13 protein-coding genes are annotated in these 18862 nt (G+C 63.3%); 3 read left to right on the top strand and 10 right to left on the bottom strand.

What is annotated here, in order from left to right:
• Nucleotides 1-12 precede the first annotated feature (12 nt).
• From J2857_RS18290 to J2857_RS18265, 6 genes are all read right to left on the bottom strand, one after another.
• Entirely contained in the window at nucleotides 13-915 is a 903-nt protein-coding gene (locus J2857_RS18290; RefSeq protein ID WP_210011491.1) for a hypothetical protein, read from the bottom strand.
• Entirely contained in the window at nucleotides 912-2216 is a 1305-nt protein-coding gene (locus J2857_RS18285) for a WcaI family glycosyltransferase (RefSeq protein WP_210011490.1), read from the bottom strand. Before J2857_RS18285 ends, J2857_RS18290 begins: the two co-directional genes overlap by 4 nt.
• The gene (gene fcl / locus J2857_RS18280; protein ID WP_210011489.1) at nucleotides 2216-3187 is read right to left on the bottom strand and encodes a GDP-L-fucose synthase; all 972 of its coding nucleotides are present in this window, start codon (nucleotides 3185-3187) and stop codon (nucleotides 2216-2218) included. The genes J2857_RS18285 and fcl overlap by 1 nt, the downstream gene beginning before the upstream one ends.
• On the bottom strand, nucleotides 3180-4286 hold the full coding sequence (gene gmd / locus J2857_RS18275; RefSeq protein ID WP_432420159.1) for a GDP-mannose 4,6-dehydratase: 1107 nt from the start codon (nucleotides 4284-4286) through the stop codon (nucleotides 3180-3182). The genes fcl and gmd overlap by 8 nt, the downstream gene beginning before the upstream one ends.
• A gap of 257 nt (nucleotides 4287-4543) precedes the next feature.
• Nucleotides 4544-6748 carry a polysaccharide biosynthesis tyrosine autokinase gene (locus J2857_RS18270; protein WP_245363414.1) on the bottom strand — a complete coding sequence of 735 codons (2205 nt, stop codon included), beginning with the start codon at nucleotides 6746-6748 and terminating at the stop codon, nucleotides 4544-4546.
• Nucleotides 6749-6886: 138 nt separating this feature from the next.
• A complete protein-coding gene (locus tag J2857_RS18265) occupies nucleotides 6887-8071 on the bottom strand; it encodes a polysaccharide biosynthesis/export family protein (protein ID WP_210011487.1) in 1185 nt (394 codons plus the stop codon).
• A 335-nt stretch (nucleotides 8072-8406) separates the two neighbouring features.
• Between J2857_RS18265 and J2857_RS18260 the strand changes: the two genes are divergently transcribed.
• Nucleotides 8407-9192 (top strand): metallophosphoesterase, encoded by a 786-nt coding sequence (locus tag J2857_RS18260; protein ID WP_210011486.1) that lies wholly within the window; start codon nucleotides 8407-8409, stop codon nucleotides 9190-9192.
• 177 nt (nucleotides 9193-9369) lie between these two features.
• Nucleotides 9370-10218 carry a DUF6030 family protein gene (locus tag J2857_RS18255; protein WP_210011485.1) on the top strand — a complete coding sequence of 283 codons (849 nt, stop codon included), beginning with the start codon at nucleotides 9370-9372 and terminating at the stop codon, nucleotides 10216-10218.
• Here J2857_RS18255 and J2857_RS18250 read toward each other — a convergent pair.
• Both J2857_RS18250 and J2857_RS18245 read right to left on the bottom strand, forming a co-directional pair.
• Nucleotides 10215-13667 (bottom strand): YhaN family protein, encoded by a 3453-nt coding sequence (locus tag J2857_RS18250; protein ID WP_210011484.1) that lies wholly within the window; start codon nucleotides 13665-13667, stop codon nucleotides 10215-10217. The two genes, J2857_RS18255 and J2857_RS18250, sit on opposite strands and share 4 nt — an antisense overlap.
• 3 nt (nucleotides 13668-13670) lie before the next feature.
• Nucleotides 13671-14906 carry a metallophosphoesterase family protein gene (locus J2857_RS18245; protein ID WP_210011483.1) on the bottom strand — a complete coding sequence of 412 codons (1236 nt, stop codon included), beginning with the start codon at nucleotides 14904-14906 and terminating at the stop codon, nucleotides 13671-13673.
• 115 nt (nucleotides 14907-15021) lie between these two features.
• Here J2857_RS18245 and J2857_RS18240 point away from each other — a divergent pair, with 115 nt between their 5' ends.
• Nucleotides 15022-16008: an aldo/keto reductase gene (locus J2857_RS18240; protein WP_210011482.1), complete on the top strand. Its 987-nt coding sequence runs from the start codon at nucleotides 15022-15024 to the stop codon at nucleotides 16006-16008.
• Between the two features lie 121 nt (nucleotides 16009-16129).
• Here the strand turns inward: J2857_RS18240 and J2857_RS18235 are convergent, their stop codons facing one another.
• Both J2857_RS18235 and hupB read right to left on the bottom strand, forming a co-directional pair.
• Nucleotides 16130-18319: an esterase-like activity of phytase family protein gene (locus J2857_RS18235; RefSeq protein WP_210011481.1), complete on the bottom strand. Its 2190-nt coding sequence runs from the start codon at nucleotides 18317-18319 to the stop codon at nucleotides 16130-16132.
• A 178-nt stretch (nucleotides 18320-18497) separates the two neighbouring features.
• Nucleotides 18498-18773, bottom strand: coding sequence for a DNA-binding protein HupB (gene hupB / locus J2857_RS18230; RefSeq protein ID WP_007753405.1), 276 nt, complete (start codon nucleotides 18771-18773; stop codon nucleotides 18498-18500).
• Nucleotides 18774-18862: the final 89 nt, after the last annotated feature.

Here is an 18862-nt window from a genome sequence, read left to right as displayed (position 1 = left end):
CGCGACCTACGGCTACACGGTTGACCTTCTCAATAATTTCCGCGCGACGATGCGGACGTCCGTCGCACGGTCGGCAAGCATGTTTTCCAGGAAATCGACAAAACCGAGCGGCGCGGTTTCCTGGGTCAGGTTCATGAAAGAAGAGGCGAAGGCCGGCTGCCTGCCGGGAAAGCGGATCGCCTTCGGCCAGAACAGCGGTGTGACCGGATGGAGGTAGGAATGGGCGGGCGTCCATCCCAGCCATTTCAGGCGGAACCATTTTTGCGCATTCACCTGATGCGCGTGTCCCCAGCTGGTGATCTTTTCCCACATCTCGGCATCGCTCATGACGTAACCGTAGTGGTAGCAGGGCGCATCGACGAGAATTGTCGCAGCCGGGGTAGTCTTTCGCGCCGTATCGAAGCGAACGCCGCTTTTGCAGCGGATAGCAAAACCCGCGTTCACATCCCTGATCGAGCCATCGCCGCCGGTCAGCACCAGCTCGGGCGTTTTCCAGAAATTATGCCATGGAGTCAGGATGCGGTCATGTCTGCGGTCCGCCGCCATGAATTTCAGCAGTGTTTCCCAGCCGCTATCCAGATAGAACTCGTCGGCGTCCTGGATGACCAGCCAATCGAAACCTTCGATCATCGCCCGATCGAGGCAGTCGTTGCGGGTGTCCTCCTCGGTCTCGAAGTCGGTGCAGATCACCTCGATCTCGCAACTCACGCCTTTTGAGCGGGCGAAGGCGATCGCTTCATCCACCTTGTCCCTGGTCGTCGGATTTGTCCTCGTGGCGCGAGAACCGGGAGCATAGGCCCAGGGACGCTCCGGCCGGACGATGAAGATCTTGTCGACGAAACGGCCGCAGTTCTCGACGACGTGCGGCAGAAAACGATCGACGTTGTAGGCGAGGATGTGACCGGCGATCCTCATGGCTCACCGCCGTCGATGAGCTGCCTTATTGCGATGATGGCCGGCCGTTTCGACAGGCTCTGCACGAGAGCATCCTGAGAATGCGGCTGCCATGCGTCCCGCTCGGACATCGCACGGAGAATACAGACCGCCAGGTTTTCCGGATCATTCGGCGGCGTCAGATAGACCGCGTCCTCGACGAACCGCGCAAGTTCCGTTCCCGCGTCGGCGGTGACAAGGACAGGCCGTCCGGAAGCAAGCATGCCGCCGAGTTTCGACGGCAGTGTCAGGTCGGCGGCACTCCTGTCCTGCGGCAGTACGTGCAGATCCGGCATGTTGAGGAACGCGTTCAGCCTGGAATAGGGCTGGAAGGCCAGGAAACGGAGATTCTCGAGATGGCCGTAGCGGGCTTCGAGTTCCGGCTTCTGCGGCCCCTCGCCGGATATCACGAAATGGATGCGCCGCTCGCCTTTGAGACGCTCGGCCGCATCGAGCAGCACGTTCAGGCCCTGCTTGGCGCCGATACTGCCCGAATAGAGGACGACGAAATCGTCGCGGCCGAAGCCAAGCTCCGCACGGTAGGGGCTGACGTCTTCCATGGGGTGGATATGCGCCAGATCCACCCAGTTGCGGACGACGGACAGTTTTGCGTCCGGAACGCCTTTCCCGACAAGGCTTTCCGCCATGCGGTTTGAAATGGTGACCAGCCGGTCGAACCTGGCAAGCACACCGCGCTCGAAAACGTGGCCGACCGTCTTCAGCCAGGCCCTGGAGCTCAAATGCCCGACCGCGAATGCGGCATCCACCTCAAGGTCGTGAACATGCAGCACGGTCCGCGCGCCGACGCATTTGGCGGCAAGCTGCGCGACGGGAGCGGCAAACAGCGTCGGCTCGACGCAGAAGACGGTGACCGGGCGGCGGCGCAGGATCTGCCAGAAGACCAAAGGCGCCGAGGTGAGCGCGAAGGAGAGCGGCGCGAGGAGCCGCCAGATGCCGCCCATCTTCCGCCGCAGCATCAACGGCGCTCTCAGCACCGAGATACGGCCTTCCATCTTCGAGGAATAGCGGTTCCGATATCCGGGCTGAACCGCCCAGCCGGGGTAATGCGGCGGGGTGGTCACCACCGTGACGTCCATGCCCTCGGCGGCGAGATATTCAGCGATCTCACCGGTATATTTGCCGACGCCCGCCGTTTCGGGGGCGTAGTTCATCGCATAAACGACCACGCTTTTTCGTGGCGATGTGGCAGCTGCCGTGGCCAGCCCCGGTGCGGCGTCGAACGTTTGTTCGCATTCGCTGAGGGGCTGGGCGGTTGCTGTCATCAGGCAGCATCTCCGCGTTTGCGCTCGAGATACTCGCCCTTGAGGAAGGCTCGGTAGGCATCCGTTATGCCTTGCTCCAGCCCGATCCTCGGCGACCAGCCGAGCGCCCGCAGCTTGGCCGCGCTCATCAGCTTGCGCGGCGTGCCGTCGGGCTTGGTGAGATCGTGGGAGATATCCCCCTGGAAACCGACGACCTTCGACACCAGTTTGGCGAGCTCCAGGATGGTCACGTCCTCGCCGGAACCCACATTGACATGGGTCTCGGCCGAATAGGTCTTCATCAGATGGACGCAGGCGTCGGCGCAATCGTCCACATGCAGGAATTCGCGGCGCGGCGTGCCGGTGCCCCATACGGTGATGTCCGGAAGGTGGCCGGTCTTCGCCTCATGCGCCTTGCGGATCAGTGCCGGCATGACATGGCTGGATTTAAGGTCGAAATTGTCGCCGGGGCCGTAAAGGTTGGTGGGCATGGCCGAGATGAAGTCGCTGCCATGCTGCTTGCGATAGGCCTGGCAGAGCTTGATGCCGGCGATCTTGGCGATCGCGTACCATTCGTTGGTCGGCTCCAGCGAGCCGGTCAAAAGCGACTCCTCGACGATCGGCTGGTCGGCGAATTTCGGATAGATGCAGGAGGAGCCGAGGAACATCAGCTTTTCGACGCCGACCTTGTGGGCGGCCTGGATGATGTTCGCCTCCAGGATGAGATTGTCGTAGAGGAAATCGGCCGGATAGGTGTCGTTGGCGAGGATGCCGCCGACCTTGGCGGCCGCCAGGAACACCGCGTCCGGGCGGTTCTTCTCCATCCAGGCCTCGACATCCGCCTGGCGCGTCAGATCGGCATCACCGCGCGACGCCGTCAGGATCTCGCAGCCTTCCGCGGCCAGGCGGCGGACGATCGCCGAGCCGACCATGCCGCGATGTCCCGCGACATAGACCTTCTTCCCCGCAAGGCTGTAGATCGTCTCAGGCATGGGAGAGGCCCTTGTTGCCGCCCGAGGTCGGTACATTGCGCGCCATCACCTTCAGGTCTTCCCGGACCATTTCGGCGATCAGCTGATCGAGGTTGGTCTCATGCTTCCAGCCGAGCTTCTGGTGCGCCTTGGTGGGGTCGCCGATCAGGAGATCGACCTCCGTCGGGCGGAAATAGCGCGGATCGATCGCCACGACGCATTCGCCCGATGTCGTGTCGTAGCCCTTCTCGTCTACACCCTCGCCGCGCCACTCGATCGGCATGCCGACCTTGGCGAAGGATTTTTCGACGAAGGAGCGCACCGTATGGGTCTCGCCGGTCGCCAGGACATAGTCGTCCGGCTCGTCCTGCTGTGTCATCAGCCACATGCCGCGCACGTATTCGCGGGCATGACCCCAGTCGCGCTTGGCGTCGAGGTTGCCGAGAAAGAGGCGTTCCTGGAGGCCTAGATGGATGGCGGCGGCGGCGCGGGTGATCTTGCGGGTGACGAAGGTTTCGCCGCGGATCGGGCTCTCGTGGTTGAACAGGATGCCGTTCGAGGCATGCAGGCCATAGGCCTCGCGGTAGTTGACGACGATCCAGTAGGCGTAGAGCTTGGCGACTGCATAGGGCGAGCGCGGATAGAAGGGCGTCGTCTCGCTCTGTGGCACTTCCTGCACCTTGCCGTACAGTTCCGAGGTCGAGGCCTGGTAGAAACGGGTCTTCTTGGAAAGGCCGAGGAGCCTGATCGCCTCGAGCAGGCGCAGCGTGCCGGTGCCGTCGGCATTGGCGGTATATTCCGGCGTCTCGAACGAGACCTGCACGTGGCTCTGGGCGGCCAGATTGTAGATCTCGTCCGGCTGGGCTTCCTGCACGACGCGGATGAGGTTGGTCGAATCCGTCATGTCGCCGAAATGCAGGATGAAGCGCGGGTCCGCCACATGCGGATCTTCGTAGAGATGCTCGATGCGGTTGGTGTTGAACGAGGAAGAGCGCCGTTTGATGCCGTGGACAGTATAGCCCTTGGATAGCAGCAGTTCCGCAAGGTAAGCGCCGTCCTGGCCCGTTACCCCGGTGATCAATGCTACCTTGCCGTTGCTCTTCACATTTCCAGTCATCATATCCCCCTAACGGAACCCGTCAGTCTTTAAGTGAAACGTGCACGTCGATGCGCGCAATGTGCCAGTCGCAAGCACTGGGAACACCGTTGTGATGCCCCCCGGAATGCGGCGAATCCGAGACATACAGTGATTCGTAGCATCCCGGGCTTATGCCAAACATTGCGATCAAACGCTTCAGAAAAGATCGTCGGCTGTTGCTAGGTTCCTTAATCCTCGTTTTCATTCTGGTTGCGGCATCGACGGAAACCCGCCTCGGATCAGGATGGGCCTTCATGATAATAGTGCGAGTAGCGCGATGCATAATAATCCGAGGAACCATATCCCTCATAAAGCTTCATCCTGGCGGCATCGACCTTGTTGAGGATTACCCCGAGGCAACGGCCGGCGACCTGCGGTTCGGCATTCAAGGTATCCTTGACGGCTTTCCGGGATGTCCCGCCCCATTCGACGACCATGATGAAGCCATCGACGCGCGGAGCGATGGCCCTCGCATCGACGACGGGGCCAAGCGGCGGCAGGTCGAGAACGATATAGTCGACTTCACCGGCCACCTGAGCCAGCAGCCTGCCCATAGCAGCCGATGCCAGCAGTTCCGATGAATGGGGTATCCGTCGCTTTACGACCGCTGGGAGAAATCTCAGGCCGGTATCGGGATCGGTCAACATCGCGGAGGCAGGTGCACGCCCTTCCAGCAGAACTTCGAGCAGCCCCTCTTGCGCATGCGGGCCCAGCGTCCTCGTGGCACCCGGGTTGCGAAGATCCGCATCGATCAGCAGCGTCCTACCACTCCCGGCCAGCGTCTGGGCGAAATTCATGGCGATCGTCGATTTACCCTCGCCCGGCAGCATCGAGACAATGCCGATGACCTTGTAGGCCCTGTCGATATGGACGTCCGTCGCGATCCGGGCGCTGCGCAACGTTTCGGCAAAGGCGGAAGACGGATGCTCCAGCGCAAAGGCGGACACCCTGTTTTTCCTCCAGACCTCTCCCTTTACCGGCTCGGCGGGAGGCCTCCTGTCCGGTGGCAGCTCCACGAGCGGTACTGACCCGAGATATTCCAACCCCAGAACGTCCCTCACCTGTTCGCCGGTGCGGAAGAACCGATCCCTGAACTCGCGGAATGCTCCGAGAACTCCGCCCGCGCCGCAGCCAAGCGCGAGGCAGAGCGCCAGGACCAGCGACGGCCGCGGCTCGCTGGCAGCCGCCGGCGGCGTGGCACGGGAAATGATCCGCGCCTCCGTGACGGGGAAAGACTGCTGCTGCAACGCCTCCTGATAACGCTGCAGAAAAGTCTGGTAGAGGTTCCGGTAGGTTTCGGCGGCCCGTTCGAGCTCCCGCAACTGCACCTGCGTTTCTCCCGCGGCGACGCTGATATCGGTGGCGTTTCGCACCCCTTGGGTGATCTGGCGCTCACGCGACCGTGCGACTTCCAGCTCGCTTTGGTAGCTCCTGGCGATCCGCCTGATCTCGTCGAACATCAGCCGGTCATATTCCGCCATATCCTGGCGAAGGCGGCCTGCCTGGACATGGTCCGGCCCCAGCCGCCTCGATATCTCGGCTTCCCGCTTCGACGACTCCAGGTACTTTTCCCGCAACGAGCTGATCACGGAACTGTCCAGCGCGTCGGTGACGATCGCGTCCCTCTCGCCGCTCGCGATGATCGCTTCGATCCGCTCGGAACGCGCTCGGGTTCTGGCCGTATCGGCGCGCGCTACCGTCAGGGCGCTGTTCATTTCGGTAAGCTGCTGGTCGGAGACGAGCTTGTCATTGGCAACAACGAGGCCGTTGGCAGCGCGAAATCTCTGGACTGCGAGATCCGATTCCAGCGAGCGCTGTCGCAGTTCCTCGATGCGCTCCTGCAGCCAGTTGCCGGCTCGCCGGGTGGCATCGTATTTGGCGTCCAGCTTGTCGGTCAGATAGGCATCCGCGATCGCGCCGGCGACGGCTGCTGCAAGCCCGGGCGATGTCGCCGTGAAAGAGATTTCCAGGACATAGGAACGTCCAACGCGCGAAACCCTCATATTACCGAGGAGCGTGGTGAGCGCCTGACGGCGATTTGCCTCGATCTGATCGGGACGTGACTGGCCATCCCCTCGCAGCCATCGCCCGACATGGAGGATCGACCGCAAGTCTGAAGCCACGGCAAGTATCAGGTCGCGGCGACCGGCCATGAATTCCGGATCATCCTGCAGCTTCAGCCTATCGACCACCGACAGGCCTATCGTTTCGGAGCGCAACAACTCGACCTGGCTGAGAACTGACGCCTCGTCGTCCATGACCCCGCCGATCGTCGACAATTGCTCGACGACCTGCCGGTTGCCGCGGTCGATCAGGACGCTGGTCCTGGCGGTATATCGAGGCACGGCAGTGAGGAGGTGCCCGATGCCGAGTGCCAGGAAGACCGCGATGCAGAGGCCGACCACCCGCCATTGGCGCCGGACGATGGCGATCAGGCCATCCATGTCCAGCTCCGGGGCTTCCTCGTCGCGAGGTTCTTGCTGGTGGCGAGTGAGAAAAACGGGCCGCTGGTTCATCGCGTCACCCAACCGATGTGCGCTAGGCTTCTAACCCACCCGGGGCGGCCGCAAGCGGCCTGAATGTCAGTCGCGCCAGGCATCATGACTGCTCGCAATATCCCGGGTGGAGGCGGTGACCGAATTGAGGATGGTAAGGAATTTCACGAGTTCGACCGCGTCGGCCGTCGATACGTAGATCACGTCCTTGTCCTGCATGGGAAATTGCTGGACGGCGAAGAACGCGGCGGGATCGCGCAGATTGGCGCGGAAGATCACCGGCACGTCCCGCGCCTTGAACCGGCTGACGTCGAGGCTGATATTGCGCAGGATATCGCGCTCCACGAGGCGGTAGAGCAGGACCGATTGCGGCTCGGCCTTGTCATCGAGCAACCCGCCGGCCTTCGCCAAGGCTTCCCCGAGCGACAGATTGGAATCGTCGAAATCGAAGCGTCCACTTTCGCCCGTCAGGCCGAAGGCCAAGAAGGTCCGGCGATTGCGATCGACGAAGATCGTGTCGCCCGGCTGCACATAAATATTCTCCTGCGGACGCTCGCTCAGCGTCCGATAGGCGACGGTGACGCTACGGCCTCGACGCTGGAGCGTCACCGTCGCCTCCTCCTTGGGGACGCTTAAACCGCCGGCCTCGGAAATGACATCGATGATGCGTTCGCCGGCCGGGCTGAGTTCGATTTTTTTCGCCTGCTTGACGTCGCCAAGGACCGACGCCCCCATCGAGCGGCTCACCACCGTCGAGATGACCACCTGGGGCTCGATAGCGCGGTTGGCGAGCCGCTCGGCGATATCGAGTTGCACGGCATCGACCGGACGGCCCGCGGCCTTGACCTTGTTCGCGTATGGGATGCTCAATGTGCCGTCGCGGCCGATCGTCTGGTTCGGCAGGGTGATATAATTGCCCGGGCGGGCGCCGGCATCGGCGGGAATGAACAGGCCGCCGCTCTGCGCCTCGAAGACGGAGACCTGAACGACATCGCCAACACCGAGCATAATCGGCGGCGGGATGTTGCTTCCACCGTTGAAACCGGTGCTCAAGCTCGGGCTTGCTGACTTCGGCAAACCGGCCAGGACGGCCTTGTTGATATCGACGAGCGCGTAGTCGATGCCGGCCCTGTTGCCGGCGGCGGAAAAGGCCTTTACGGTTGCATTGGCTTCAACGGCGTGTGGATCCGGACCGGACCTCGGCAGTGCCGTGCAGCCGGACAAAAACACAATAGTAGCAAGCGTTAAAATAACATCCAAGGAACTAAGCATACGCCCCGCCATACAACCCAAAGTATGGTATCGGTTTAGCCGATGGGCGAACCCGGTGATTCTAAGGGGTAAGCCGGGGGCGAATCAAAAATCTCCGTGCTGTGGCAGATCAACAACATGGCTGGTTAATTATTTATTATCCACAGGATACAGATCCTTCGCTGCCAACGCTGTCGAACGGCCTTGTCCGGCTGCGGAATTGTCACACAGATGGCGGCGACGATCGCCGGTATCCGTGTTCAAAAGTCCGGCGTTTCGGACGTTGTTAACACTCCATGGGGCATCCACTTCTCATTGGCGGCGGGATCGTACATATCAGGCGGATGGCGGTAAGCATGCGAAAGTTGACGGACTGGTTTTGGGGACGCCGCCCGGCCCGACAGCCGAGGCCTCGCCGCCGCCGGATCGATCTCGGTCAGAACCCGCCCTCCTATCCGATCTATGCGATCGGCGATGTGCACGGCTGCCTCGACCTGCTTCGGGATGCCGAGGCGCGCATCGCTCACGACATCGAAGAGAACCGACGTCCCGGCATGGTCATCCTGCTCGGCGACTATGTCGATCGGGGGCCGGCTTCGAGCCACGTCCTCGAGCACCTGATCAGGCCCAGCGAGCACGGCCTGAGGCGGATAGCGCTCTGCGGCAATCATGACGACATCTTCATGAGGTTCGTGGACGATCCGGAGCGTTATTCCGAATGGTTGGGAATGGGCGGCGAACAGACGCTGCTATCCTACGGCCTGGACCCCTACCAGTTCGGCGCGCGCGGCAGGAAGCGCGGCGCCAGGTTCGGCGACCTGCTGATGGAAGCCGTGCCGGTGCCGCACAGGAAATTCCTCGCCAGTCTCCCGGCCAGCCTGACGATCGGCAAGCTCGTCTTCGTCCATGCGGGCCTGAAGCCGGGAATACCGCTCAAACAGCAGACCGAGGAAGACATGCTCTGGATCCGCGACGCCTTTCTTGAGACCGGACCGCGGCTGCCGCTTCTCGTCATCCACGGACATACGCCGCAGCCGGAGCCGGATTTCGGACCCGGCCGGATCGGCATCGATACGGGCGCCTATTACTCCGGCAGGCTTACGGTCCTCAAGATCGACGGGGGCCGCTTCTCGTTCCTTTAAGAGACGGAGGATACCCGGCGAGCCAAAGCCGATGCCGCCGGAACAGCAGAGGCTTGCAGTGCCGCCCGATCGGCATAAGATTCCGCTTACCGCATAGTGATTGAGCAGTTTCAGGTCGGCCCGTGTTATGTAGTGGAGGGGGCCGAACGCGGGCCGTCCTCGATCGGAAACGGAGCCATGCCGGAAGAGGATAAGGCAGACATACGGACGCCAGCCGATCGCCGCCGCAGGCAGCGTTCGACGGTTCTGGTATTCGGCTTTTTCCTTGCGGTCGTGCTGGCCGCCCTCGCGACGACCGTGCTCGCCGTCAACAACGGCCGGAACTACAAGCGGCTGGTCCGTCAATTCGCGCTGGAGCAATACCTTCTTCCCGCGCCACCGGCACCGCCCTTGCGGGTCGGCAGGCATAAATCGCTCCCGCCGGCGAAACACTATCCGCCCTGGCTTCTCAAGGCGAGCCTCGAGCGGATGGCGATGTTCGAGAAGACCGAGGCACTTTCTGCCGAAGACCGCTGCGGGCTGTTGCGGGACGACAGGGGCACGACACCCACCTTCACCCGTTCGGGTGACGACTGGGAATGCCTGTTCTTCAAGGAATTCGGGAACGCGCCGGAACCGGCCGCGCTGTTCATCCAGGCCCGCGGCACGGAGCCCGACATCGTCAGCAGCTTTCGCATCAAGGTCAGTCTGACGGATCTGGCCACGGAGCTTGTGGTGCTCAGCGAAGCGATCGGGGCCACCGAGCGTTTCGGCCTGCCGATGACACGGGAGACGCGCAGCTATCTGATCGAGAAACTGGCGGGGCGCACCGAGTTCAGCTCGATGGTCGAAAACTACCGGATGACGTTCAGCCGGGAGATCACCGACGCGCGGCGCTACAATCTGCTGATCCTGCCGCGCCGGCAGACAGCCGGTTGCGGCGAACGCCCGTCGCCCCCGCCGGACAGGTGGACGACGCCGATCTATCGCATGCCGGTGGCCTGCCTGGCGCTGCGCAGCCTGTCTCAGCCGCAGTCCGCTTCTTAGCCGCGCTCCAGCTGGACGAGATCGAGCCCGTCCCCCAGCTCCCGGCGCGCGGTCTCGACCAGGCTCATCTGGTGGGTAAAGAGGACCGTCTGGAATTTTTCCCCCGCCGCCGCGAGGGTCCGGATGCCGGCGGCTGTCCGCTCGTCGTCGAAGGTCTGAAAAATGTCGTCGAGGATCAGCGTCGCCGGCTCGTTGCGGCTGCAATAGTCCTCCAGGAAGGCGAGCCGCAGCGCCAGATAGAGCTGATCGCCGGTGCCTTCGCTCAAGCCGTCAAGCCTCACCTGCTCGCCGGTATTCCGTTCGACCGCGAGCTGCAGTTCGTCGCGCTCGTCATAAACCTGGACGAGGCGCGAGAAACGGCCGCCGGTGAGATCGGCAAACACCTGCCCTGCCCGCTGCATGACCGGATCTGCCTGACGTTCGCGATAGGCTTCCATAGAGCTTGCCAACAGGCCGGCGGCGAGCTTCAGCACCACCCAGCGCCGCGCCAGTTCCCTGGCTTCCGCCTCGGCGCCAAGCTTCTGGAAGACGGCGCGCTCGGCGCCAATGCCGGTTTCGAGCTCTCGCCGCCGCCGCTCGCTATCGGCCTGGGCAATGCCCAGCGCCTTCAGCCGCTCGACCTGGCGGGCGTCCTCGGCATCCAGCCGCTCGATTTCCAGGCCGGCGGCGATCCTGTCGAAACCGACAAGCGCAGCGCGTGCCTCGTCCTCGGTCGCGCCGTCAGCCTGTTCGGCAAAGCGGCTGCGGCATTGCGCGAGGCTCGCTTCCAGTCGGTTGCGGTCTCGAAGGTCACGGAGAAGGCCACCGGCCTCCTCGATATCCTTGGATGCGGCGGAGGCGAGCCCCCGCAGGTCCGCCACAAGTCTTTCCGCGTCGGCCGCGTGCCGGGCCATGGCGAGTTCGGCGCGCTCCAGCGCTGTCATGAGTGTGGCCCGCTGGTTTGCGGCGGTCTTTGCATCCGTTGCGCGGTCATTCAGCGTGCCTGCTGCGGCATCGGCGGGCAGCGAGACCAGGCCCGGCGCCACTGCGGTGGCGAGCGCTTTCACCTCCGCTTCGAAATCCTCCATGTCCCGCGCCATGCCCTTGACGCGGCGGTCCCGGTTTTCCCGTTCGGAGAGGAGATCGGGAACGGTGCGCCAGACATCCAGTGCCGCGAGAGCCATGTCGACCGTCGCGTCTTCGGAAAGGCCAGCCAGCACCGCGGCATTGGAGAACGTCGAGCGCCAGCGTTCGATATCCCGGCGCAGACCGGTCTCGCGCTCCTCCAGCTTTTCCAGCGTCTCTTCGGCGGAGTGGCGTTTGCCTTCCAGCGAACGGCTTTCGGTCCAACGCTCGGTCAGTTCCCCGATCCGGCGTTCCAGCCCGCGGGCGAGTGCCAGCGGCGGCAGTGCTGACGCGGCGAGACCGATGGCATCGGCCAGCGCCAACAAGGCCGGCTTGAGTTTTTCCTCCCTCAGACGCAGCGTCTCCAGCTCGTCGCGCGCCTCGTCCAACGCACCCGACAGCAGCGAAAGTCCGTCGACGCTACGACGCCATTCGATCATCCGCTCGGGTGTGGACGGCACAACCGGGGCTGCGTGGAAAAGGTCCTCGAATTCGGTGACCGCGTCGGCGGCGGCAATGCCGCTTTCCTTCGCGGCGATCTCGGCAGCGCCGAGCGCCTGTTGTAGTTCCCGCTGCCGCAAGGTGAGCTGGGCATGGCGCGAGACACGTTCGGCATCGGCGAGCGCCGTATCGGCCAACCGGTCCGCATCCTCCACGGCGATCTTCAGTTCGCTGAGTTGTTCGGCCGAAGGCTTTACCCCGAGCGCATCGATCTTCTCGTCGCGGCCAGTTCTTGCGGCTGCGATATCCTCGCGGGAGACGATTCGCCCCTGCCCTTCGAGCGCCGCAAGCTGGCCGGTGATCGCCTTGGCCTCGTCGCGGATGCCCGCGAGCTTCTGAGCCGCCTGGCTGCTCTCCGCCTTGGCTGCGTCGATCAGCCGGCGATGGTGCGTGAGCGTTGCGATATCCGGTAGCGGCGCCGAGAGAAGACGGTCGATATCCTTGACCGGCGGGTCGAGGCGCGCGGCCGCGGCGGCGAGTTCACTTTCCGCACGGGCAACCCGCACCTGCAGGGTTTCAATGCCGGAGAGTTCATTGATATCGGGGCGCAGCGCGGCGAGCTGTTCCGCCCAGGGTTTCGGGTCGATCAGCCGGCCATCCGGGCCATGGTCTCCGAGCCGCCGCAAAACATCCTGCACGTCCTCGATCTGCTGGCGAAGCTGTTTCAGGCTGCGGTCGAGCTCACTGCCCTCCTCGACGAGCTTGCGGAGGCGCACGAGATCGGCATCGGCCGGCTGGGCGCGCTGAAGTTCTTCGAATTTGCCAAAGCCGAGCCGGCGGGCCGCCTGGGCGATGCGCTGGTCGAAATCGTCCACCTCGCCGCGCACCCGGGCGATATCTTCCCGCGCCTTCAGATAGGCGCCCTTGTCCGCATGGGCGGCCAGGACCCTGGGCGTGGCTGCGATCAATGCGTCATCGACATGCACGGCGCTGATTTCGTCGCGCAGACGCGAGACCTCGGCCTCCGCCGCCTTGAGCGCTTCGGCGTTCTTGTGTTCTGCCTCCAGAGCACCGGCCAGCCGCTCCTCGAGGCCAACGGGCAGCAGGGCCAGCGCCTCGTATTGCGTAATCGCCTCTCGCTCGCGGTCGATCTCCCGCAGCACCGGTTCAAGCCGCAGCAGCTTCCGCAACCGATCGAGGGCACGCTTGGTTTCCTGCCGCTCCGCCTGCACGGCGGCGAGATCGGTTTCGATCTCGGCCTGTTCGGCGAGCAGCTTTTTCCAGTCGCCGGATTTCAGCTCGTTGTCGCGTTCTGCCTTGCGCGCCTCGTCATGGCTGTCGAGGACCTGATAGAACGAGCGGTCCTTGGAACGACGCGGCGCATAGATGCCGTCGGCTTCCGCATCGAGCGACTTGCGCAGGTCCGAAAGCCCGGTCAGTCCTGAGGCTGCGGAAAACAGCAGGCTGCCAATCTCGCCGCCGCTCTTCAGCATCGTCTCTCCGCCGGCCCTGAGCGATGCTGAGTCGAGCCCGAAGGCGCGCTCGAACACATCGCGGGACAGCGTGCCGAGGAACGGCGCCAGGGCGTCCTCGGCCAAGGCCTCTTCCATCTCGTTGGCGGCGAGCAGCGTGTTCTTGCGGCCGCGGCGGCGGCGGAATTCGAGCACCTGGCCATCGCGGGCGGTGATCGCGGCACCGACGCGAAGCGCGGTGGCATCATGCAGGAAACTGTATTCGGCGGCCGTCGGGAAACCGAACAGCAGGTCGGAGATCGCCGACAGCGCCGAGGACTTTCCGGCTTCGTTGGGTCCGTAGATCACATGGAGCTTGGCATCCGGGCGGAAGGTGAGCGTCCGGTCCGTCAGCGCGCCGTAGCGCAGAATGTCGAGGCGGTTGAAACGCATGGATCAGCCCGCCCTCGCCGCACGCGAGAGCAGGAGATCGCGGGCCTCGGCCAGCAGCGCTTCGGCGTCGTCGCCGAGCGCCAGGTCGCCAGCGCCGATGCCGCCCGGCAGGCGGGCGGTGATCTCGGCGATCTTGGCATTGGCATCGGCGAGCAGTTCCGGGGCGAAGCCGCCCATCGGAATGAGGCCTTCGAGGCCGAGCATGTCGGTCGCGACGCTCGTCCCGTTGATTGCCGGTTCGAGCCGCATCTCCAGTTTTTCGAGCCAGATATCCTGGTGGGAACGATGGCAGGCGGCCTGGACCTCGTCGCGAAAATCCTCGGCGCGGGCCGTCAGCTCGTTGCGGAAGCGGCTCTTGCCTGTCAGACGGATGCGCAGCGCCAGCGGCCGGCCTTCCATCCGCTCGACGACATCCTCCAGCGCGCTCTCGATACGGCGCAGGATCGCCGGGATGTTGTCGTCCGGCTCGACTGCGACCACGAGTTCGGCAAAGCGGGCACTGTCGGTGATGATCCGCTCATGAGTGATACGGCCGTCCTCGACGGTCACCAATACCGCGCCCTTCGCGCCCTGCTCGCGGATCGACCGGCCCTGGAGATTGCCCGGGAAGACCACCAGCGGGTCTTCGGCGACGATCTCGAAATCATGCACGTGACCGAGCGCCCAATAGTCATAACCGCGCGAGCGCAGATCTTCGACCGAGCACGGCGCATAGGGCGCGTGCGGTTCACGACCGGTGAGCGACGTGTGCAGCACGCCGATGTTGAACCAGCCCGCTTCCGGTTTCGGATAGGCGAGCGACAGGTTGTCGACGGCCGAACGTTCTGCAAACCCCTGGCCGTGCAGCGCCACCTTCAGATGATCGAGCTTGAAACTGCCTGGCCTGTTGACCGGGAACTCGCTGACATTCTTCGGCAGGGTGATCGTCTTGGTGATGACGCTTTCGGCGTCGTGATTGCCCTTCAAGAGGAAGACCGGAATGCCGGCGCGTTCCAGCCGCGCCACTTCGCGGTTGAAGAACAGGCCGATCTTGTTGTCCTTCCAGTCACCGTCATAGACGTCGCCGGCGACGATGAAGAAATCTACCCGGCACTCCACCGCCTGGTCGACCAGGCCTGAAAACGCCCTGCGGCTTGCCTCGATGAACAGTTCGGCAATCGCGGCATCCTTCAGCGCCAGCCCCTGGAAGGGACTGCCGAGATGCAGGTCGGCGGCGTGAATGAATCGGAAGGAGGTCATCGAATCGCTTGTTTCGGTTGCCGGAGCAGATCAGGTGTTTTAGGCAAATGCCGGGCACGAAGAAAGCTCGGGGTTCCGCAGCCTGTGGATAGCCCAATCAAACTCGGAGGACATCATGAGAAACCACGCGTTCGGACGCACATCCTTCACCGTCAGCGAGATCGGCTTCGGCGCCTGGCAGATCGGTGGCTCCTGGGGCAATGTCAGCGAAGCGGATGGGGCCAAGGCGCTGGAAGCAGCGCTCGATGCCGGCGTCACCTTCATCGACACCGCCGACGTCTACGGTGACGGGCGCTCCGAAAAGATCATTGCCGGTGTCCTGAAATCGCGCGGCGGCGATCGGCCAATGGTCGCGACCAAGGCAGGCCGGCGCCTGAGCCCGCATGTCGCGGACGGCTATACCAAGGCCAATCTCGAAGGCTTCATCGACCGCAGCCTCAAGAACCTCGAAATCGACAGCCTGGACCTCGTGCAGCTCCACTGCCCGCCGACGGAAGTCCTCTACCGTCCGGAAGTTTTTGGCGCGCTCGATGATCTGCGCCGCGCGGGCAAGATCAGGAATTACGGCGTCAGCGTCGAAAAGGTCGAGGAAGCGCTGAAGGCGATCGAATATCCCGACGTCACCAGTATCCAGATCATCTACAACATCTTTCGCCAGCGCCCGGCCGACCTGTTCTTCAATGAGGCCAGGCGGAAGAATGTCGCGGTCATCGTCCGCGTACCGCTCGCCAGCGGGCTGCTGTCGGGCAAGATCACCCGCGATACCGCGTTTGCCAAGGACGACCATCGCAACTTCAACCGTCATGGCGATGCCTTCGATGTCGGCGAGACTTTTGCCGGCGTGCCGTTCGAAGTGGGCCTCCAGGCGGTCGAGGAAGTCCGCAAGCTGGTGCCTCAGGGAGCGTCGATGGCAGCCTTTGCGCTGAAATGGATTCTGATGAACGAGGCCGTTACCGTCGTCATTCCGGGCGCCCGAAACGAGGCTCAGGCCAGGGGTAATGCGGCGGCTTCAGAGCTTGCCGCACTTTCGGCCGAGGTGATGACGGCAACCAAGGAAATCTATGCGCGGCTGGTTGCCCCGCACGTGCATCAGCGTTGGTAGGAACGGCGAGCCTGCCGATCAAGAATGGCAGATCGAACACCGAGGCCCGCCAAAATACGATCCTCAGAAACACAAAAAGGCCGGGCAGAACCCGGCCTTTTCCGTTTCAGCCTTGAAGGGCTCAGTTGGTGCCCTTGAGATCGACCGGGAAGAACAGGGTCTCGCCGGAGCTGTCATCGACGCCGTCGTTGTCGGTGACGGCGAAGGCCTTGCCGGACTTGTCGAAGGTGAAGCCTTCCAGCTTGTCGACCACATAGCCGTTCGAAGCCTTCAAATCCGGGATGAAATCGTGGGTTTCTTCCTTCTTGACCACCGGCAGTTCGGTGCCGATCTTGGCCGGTTTCAGGTCGGCGATCGCCACCCGGTAGAGCTTCTTCAGCTTGGCGGCATCGCCGATCAGGTTATCGCGCTCGATGATGTAGACATAGTCGCCATGGGCGGTGATTTCAGAAAGGCCGACCCAACCGGCCCCGGCCTTCTCGAGCGAGTAGCGCACGGCGCCCCATTCCTTGGACTTCGGCTTGTAGGAGACGAGCTTGACGGTACCCTTCGGGTCATCCTTCCATTCGCGCTGCATCGCCATCCACAGGACCATGTCGTCGCCTGACCCGACCGTCGTCACGCCTTCGAAACCGAAGCGGGTCTCGCCGGCGAGCAGGTCTGCGGGCAGGCCGATCTCGGCCTTGATCTCGCCCTTGGCATCGACGTTGTAGAGGCCGTGGCCGGTCAGCTTGGCCGAGTCGCCTTCCGACGCCAGCCAGAAACCGCCCTTGCCGTCGAGCGCGATGCCCTCGATGTCGAGTTTCTGGGCCGGCTGGCCGCCGCGGGTGATGCGCAGGACGCCGGTGATTTCAGCGGGCTTCCTGGTGGTGTCGATGGTGAAGATCGACGGCTGCATATTGTAGACCGAGTCGCTGACGGCATAGAGGATGCCGTCCTTCTGGGCGTCGCCGACCAGGCCCGAGAGCGCGCCCCAGCCGAGCACATTGCCGTCGACGTCCTTGGAGACGAGCTTCGGATAGCTGGCCACGCCTTCTTCCAGGGCGTAGAGCATGACATGCGAACGGGCGCCGCCATCCTTGCCGAGATCGACTTCATTGGCGGTGGCGAAGAGATTGCGGCCCGGAATGGCGACGGCGCCTTCCGGCGAAATGCCCGAGGGCAGGATCTGCATGAGCTGTGGCTCGGCGCCGGTGTCCTTGTAGACGGCAGCGACCGATGCGCGTTCGGCGAGCAGGAAGATGTACTGCTGGCCGTTGAAGGTCGCGACTTCCATGCCTTCGACTTCGATGCCCTTCGAGCGCGCGCGCTTTTCCGGGAAATGGCCGAGGCGGGCAACCGCGCGCTCCAGCGAGGCGCCTGACTCGTAGAGAACCTTGCCGGTGCGGTCGAAGATGGTGAAGCCGCGCGAGCCGCCCTTCCAGTCGCCCTCATTGGCGACGACCAGGCGGTTGTTGTCGAGCCACTTGACGGCGTCAGGCTCGCGTAGCGCCGAAGCCTTGCCAGTGAAGGACAGCTGACCATCGGTCTTGTTGTCGATGCCTTCGAGATCGGCCTTGCCGGCGGAGAAGTGGCCGGTGACCTGGCCGGTCTTGCCGTCGATGATGACGATCTCGTTGTTTTCCTGCATCGTCAGGGCAATTTCGCCCTTGTCGTTGATGGCGACGAATTCGGGCTCCGGATCTTCCGGCGCGACACCGGCAAGGCCGGTCAGCGTCACGTGCTTGATCGAGGCGCAGTCGGCGGTGCCGTCCTTCAGGGAGACGATCACCAGGTCGCCGGCCGGCATCTGCGGGAGGGCGCCATCGTTGACCTCCTCGTCGCGCTCGTTCTCGATGGCGATCGCGGCAAAGGTCTTGTCCTTGGAAACGGTGATCGAATCCGGCTGGCCGCCGAGATCGCAGGTCAGGTCGACCTTCTTCGTCACGATGTCGACGACGGCGAGCATGCCGGTCGGTTTCTGCTTGCTTTCGCCGGTGTTGACGGCGGCGAGAACCTTCTTGCCGACTGCCGCAACCGAGGTCGGCTCACCCTTGAAGGTGACGGTGCCGAGCGCCTTCGGAGCCTTCGGATCGGTGATGTCGATGAAGCCGATCGCGCCGAGCGGGCTGTCGGAATAGATGAGCGTCATGCCGTCTTCGCTGGCGGTGACGATTTCGGCCGAGCTGACGCTCAGCTTGTCCTTGTCGGCGGGAAGATTGGTGGCGACGGGGAAAGATGCGATGCGGTTGAAAACCTGTTCTGCGCTCGCCGGGACGGCGACCGAGGCAAGAAGTGCTGCGGTCAACGCGGCACGAAGTGAAAACGTCATAGAAAGCCCTCCTGTCCATGAAACACAGGTGGCTTGTGAGCCACGGTCGTGACAGGCGGATGACAGTTTTCGCATCCAGGGTCGTGGCGGGCGGAAATTAGCGGCTCGTAAAAAAGGCCCGGGAAACCCGGGCCTTTTCAGATGCGAGACTGTAACAGGATGCCACGAAGGCAGCGCGTTAGCTGTTGACTGCGTCCTTCAGGCCCTTGCCGGCCGAGAACTTCGGCACGTTACGTGCCGGGATGTCGACTTCGGCGCCGGTCGACGGATTACGACCCTTGGACGCTTCGCGACGGGAAACGGAGAAGCTGCCGAAACCGGCAAGACGGATATCGCCGCCCTTCTTCAGTTCAGCCTGTACGGTCTCAAAAACGGCGTCTACAGCGGATGCGGCATCAGCCTTGGAGAGGCCGGCCTTCTCGGCCACTGCGGATACCAACTCATTCTTATTCATGTTTCCACCCCTTTCAAACGGTTTTGGAACGACTCATGTAATCGGGGCAGACAATAGTCAGGCGCCCGCCCGTGGCAACCCAAAAGCTC

The organism is Neorhizobium galegae (assembly GCF_017877055.1).
GTDB lineage: Bacteria > Pseudomonadota > Alphaproteobacteria > Rhizobiales > Rhizobiaceae > Neorhizobium > Neorhizobium galegae_D.
Note: the sequence above shows the minus strand (reverse complement) of the source record. Positions and strands in the feature narration are given on the sequence as shown.